The organism is Devosia sp. (genome assembly GCF_036676215.1).
Classification (GTDB): Bacteria; Pseudomonadota; Alphaproteobacteria; order Rhizobiales; family Devosiaceae; genus Devosia.
The window spans coordinates 1-3356 of the sequence record NZ_JAKFDJ010000235.1 but is presented as its reverse complement, the minus strand read 5'-3'; the positions used below and the strand labels follow the sequence as shown (position 1 = coordinate 3356).

6 protein-coding genes are annotated in these 3356 nt (G+C 66.4%); 4 read left to right on the top strand and 2 right to left on the bottom strand.

Annotation, left to right across the window (positions count from 1 at the left end; all coding sequences use genetic code 11):
* The coding region (locus tag V6M52_RS19915) for a hypothetical protein (protein WP_332702823.1) at positions 1–439 on the bottom strand (439 nt) is incomplete at its 3' end.
* A gap of 175 nt (positions 440–614) precedes the next feature.
* Between V6M52_RS19915 and V6M52_RS19910 the strand changes: the two genes are divergently transcribed.
* The 3 genes from V6M52_RS19910 to V6M52_RS19900 all read left to right on the top strand — a co-directional run bounded on the left by V6M52_RS19910 (position 615) and on the right by V6M52_RS19900 (position 2522).
* On the top strand, positions 615–749 hold the full coding sequence (locus V6M52_RS19910; RefSeq protein ID WP_332702820.1) for a hypothetical protein: 135 nt from the start codon (positions 615–617) through the stop codon (positions 747–749).
* Positions 750–1431: 682 nt separating this feature from the next.
* Positions 1432–1761: a hypothetical protein gene (locus V6M52_RS19905; protein ID WP_332702817.1), complete on the top strand. Its 330-nt coding sequence runs from the start codon at positions 1432–1434 to the stop codon at positions 1759–1761.
* Positions 1762–2162: 401 nt separating this feature from the next.
* Positions 2163–2522 (top strand): SH3 domain-containing protein, encoded by a 360-nt coding sequence (locus V6M52_RS19900; RefSeq protein WP_332702814.1) that lies wholly within the window; start codon positions 2163–2165, stop codon positions 2520–2522.
* Positions 2523–2578: 56 nt separating this feature from the next.
* On the opposite strand, the gene V6M52_RS19895 is transcribed toward V6M52_RS19900, so the two are convergent.
* Positions 2579–3055 (bottom strand): Lrp/AsnC family transcriptional regulator, encoded by a 477-nt coding sequence (locus V6M52_RS19895; protein ID WP_332702811.1) that lies wholly within the window; start codon positions 3053–3055, stop codon positions 2579–2581.
* 116 nt (positions 3056–3171) lie between these two features.
* Here V6M52_RS19895 and V6M52_RS19890 point away from each other — a divergent pair.
* A partial coding sequence (locus tag V6M52_RS19890) for a hypothetical protein (RefSeq protein ID WP_332702808.1) occupies positions 3172–3356 on the top strand: 185 nt, incomplete at its 3' end.

Genomic DNA, 3356 nt, shown 5'->3' with positions numbered 1-3356 from the left:
GCGAGACCTCGACATGGTCGAGCTGGATATTGATGGTGGCGCTGGAAAACGGCGCGCGCGCCGTGCCCGGGCCGCGATAGCGCGCGGTATCGAGGCCCTGCACCGTCACCGAAACCGTATGCCCATCGGCGCTGTCCTGGAACATGGCGCTGACCGCCGACCAGGGCAGCAGCAGGGGGGGCTGCATCCGGTGGTCGAGCAGTCCCTCCGGCGTCAGCGTCAGCTGCACCTTTCGATCCAGCATCTGGCTGAGGTCGAACAGGCCAAAGGCCAGCACCAGCAGCGCCCCCAGCCCGGCCGGCCAGGCCCGGTCGAGCCCCACGCCGCGCCCCAGCGCGATCACCGTCACCCCGCCCAGCAACAGCGCCGCCCCCAGCTTCACCGTCACGATCAGCACCCATGCCGGGCCGCGACTGTTGCGCAGCTCAACCCTCTCCATGCCCCCGCCTCCTGCCTGCCCCCGAGCATAGCGCGTCCCCCCAGCCCGGCAACTTCAGTTGGCAAACAGGTCCACATGGCCTGAACCATACCGATCACATCTGACGCCCCGCTCTGGACTCCCGGCCCGACCCATTCTAGAACAAATAGAGAACACAACCTGTCGCGAGATCACCATGCGCACCTTCACCACCGAACTCGCCAACCGCACCACAAGGGAGCTGCCGCTGACCCTCGCCGAGGCCAGCCAGATGGCCGAAGCGGGGTTCAAATTTGCCGAATTCGGCCGGAATACGGCCGCTACCGCCTGAGCAAGCCCTATGAACTGGAGATCATCCGCGACACCAACACGCTGACCATAAGGCAATAGCCCCTTCACCTCTCCCTACGGGGGAGAGGTCGGGCCGCTCTCGCGGAGCGTCCCCCTCCTGCCGCCCCTCCCCCGCCGCCCGCGGGCCTCTCCCCCAAAGGGAGAGGTGAAGACGCCCGCCCCGTGCCTCTCCCTCCTGCCCCGCCCCTACCTCCCCGGCCTCTCCTCCCCGCCCCAGCCCGCGCCACCTCCTCCCTCCTCCTCCCTCCTACTCCCTCCGCCTCCCGCCTCCCGCCTCTTGCCCCCGCTCCCCCTGCCTCCCCCGCCTTCCGCTTTGCAAATAGGTCCTAATTGCATCTTTCTCGCTTGACCAGCCTCCCGCCGCTGGACTCCCGGCCTGACCCGCCTCGCCAGCCTCCCGCCTCGCCAGCCTCCCGCCTCGCCAGCCTCCCGCCCCGCGCTCCTCCTTCTCCTCCGCCTCTCCCCTCCTGCCTCCTGCCTCCTGCCTCCTTCTCCTCCGCCTCTCCCCTCCTGCCTCCCCTCCCCCTCCTCCCAACCAGCACACCCCGCCTCTCGTTTTGCAAATAGGTCCTAATTGCAAAACGAGCGCGCGCCGCGCCGCCACTTATCCACGCTTGCCGATGCCGGGTTATTCTTGCCGGGTTCCAGTCTTGGAGACTGCCATGTCCACCCCGCTCGCCCCGCGCACGCTTCATGCCTATCGCCGTCTCGCCAAGCCGCTTTCTGCCCTGCTCAAGGTCACGCGCGGCAAGGCCGCCGGCCCGGTTGACGGCGCCACCGTCGCTCGCTGCAACCGTGTCATCGCCGCGGCCAATGCCGTGTTCAGCCGCGAAGCCGATATCGGCCGCATTCCGCTCCTGCCCGCCAATGCGCCGCTGAGCATGCTCGATCTCACCGTCGTGCTCGACGAGCTGTTGATCGCCGCACTGCTGTTCGAGGAGCGCCACCCCGAGATCGATCCGCCGCTGAACGCCGAGAGGCTGCCGCGTTGACGGTCCCCAGAAAAACTTATCCCCGCTCGCGTGAGCCATGGCATTCTGTTGCCATTCCCGCCGCAACACGCGGTGCTGACGAGGCATCGGGCGGGGAGATGGGTGGATCGGGGTCGCCTGGTCCAGGCAGGGGAAACCCGACAGCTGCGCCTGCGATACGGCGTACCTGGCTCGAACCTGCCCAAAATCCCGTTCGTGTGAAGCGGCTTTCGCCTCTTCAGACTACCAAGCAGGCGGCGCAAGCCGTCGGGGCGAAAGCCGCTTCATACCGTGTAATCGCGACGCCTGAGGGCCGGGCGACGTCGAGTCATGCCCGGTGATCCAGCGCAAATCTCGTTCATCGCCTTGCAACGGCCACCAACCCGGTGCATTTCACCCATAGCCTTGCCTAGGGAGCCACCATGCGCGCCGCCATATTCGTCGCCCTATTCGCGAGCCTGCTGTCCGCCGCCCCCGCCATGGCGCTGACCGTCACGGCCCGCGTCTCGGGCGGCAATATCGCCATCCATAGCGGCCCGGGCGCCCACTACGCCATTGTCGGCCGCGTCGCCGATGGCACCGAAATCCCGATCGATGAATGCACCCAGCTCGACAGCGATTCCCGCCGCGGCACGCTGGGCGATGCCGGCTATGCGCTGTGGGGCGCCAATGCCAGGCAATGGTGCCGCATTCCCGGCCAGGGCTGGGTCGACCGTAGCTGGATTGTCGGCCGAGGCCTCGTCAACGTCACCCCGCCCGATTTCGACGGCGCGGGCTGGTAATCGGAGCCTTGCCAGGAAAAGTGCGGCGCGGTTTTCCGTCCGGCAAGGTGACCACGCTAAAGCGGCAGCACCCGCGAGTGCTTCACCTGCCCCAGCGAAAAGCTGCTCTCGATCGAGGCCACCCCCTCCACCTGCGTCAGCTTCTCGCGCAGGAAGTGTTCATAGGCCTCGAGATCGGCGCAGACCACGCGCAGCAGGAAGTCGAACTGCCCGGTCATCAGATAGCACTCCATCACCTCCGGCCACCGGCTGATCGCCGCCCCGAAGGCGTCGAGCTCCCGCGCCCGCTGCCGCTCCAGCTTGATCGAAATGAACACCGAAACCGGCAGCCCGACGGCCTTCTGATCCACATTGGCCGAATAGCCCGAAATTATCCCCGCCGCCTCCAACTGGCGTATCCTGCGCAAACAAGGTGATGGCGACAGCCCCACCCCCTCCGCCAGCGCCTGGACGGTCATCCGCCCATCCCCCTGCAACGCCCGCAGGATCTTGCGATCGATAGCGCTCAAGACAAAATTGGAGGTTTCTGCCATTTATTCCCCATCTTCTGCGCAAATCCTGCGTCGAACCGCAGGCTAGCAGGCAGAAAAGGCAAGAACCACCCTTCGGCTGGCCCTAATGTCGGACAATTGCTGACGGAGGGGAAAGCATGGACCGGATCGAGGCCATTGAGGCGCTGACGCGCAAGGCGCTGTGGCTCTCCAATTGGACGATCCACCACGCCAACCACATCCGCCCCAATGTGGATGGCGTCAAGGTCGGCGGCCACCAGGCCAGTTCGGCCTCCATGGCGGCGATCATGGCCGCGCTCTATTTCGGCATTCTGAAGCCCGA

Bases quoted from the DNA above. Each gene is read 5' to 3' on its own strand.
- V6M52_RS19910 (WP_332702820.1), top strand. From the start codon at position 615: ATGCGCACCTTCACCACCGAACTCGCCAACCGCACCACAAGGGAGCTG.
- V6M52_RS19905 (WP_332702817.1), top strand. From the start codon at position 1,432: ATGTCCACCCCGCTCGCCCCGCGCACGCTTCATGCCTATCGCCGTCTC.
- V6M52_RS19900 (WP_332702814.1), top strand. From the start codon at position 2,163: ATGCGCGCCGCCATATTCGTCGCCCTATTCGCGAGCCTGCTGTCCGCC.
- V6M52_RS19895 (WP_332702811.1), bottom strand. From the start codon at position 3,055: ATGGCAGAAACCTCCAATTTTGTCTTGAGCGCTATCGATCGCAAGATC.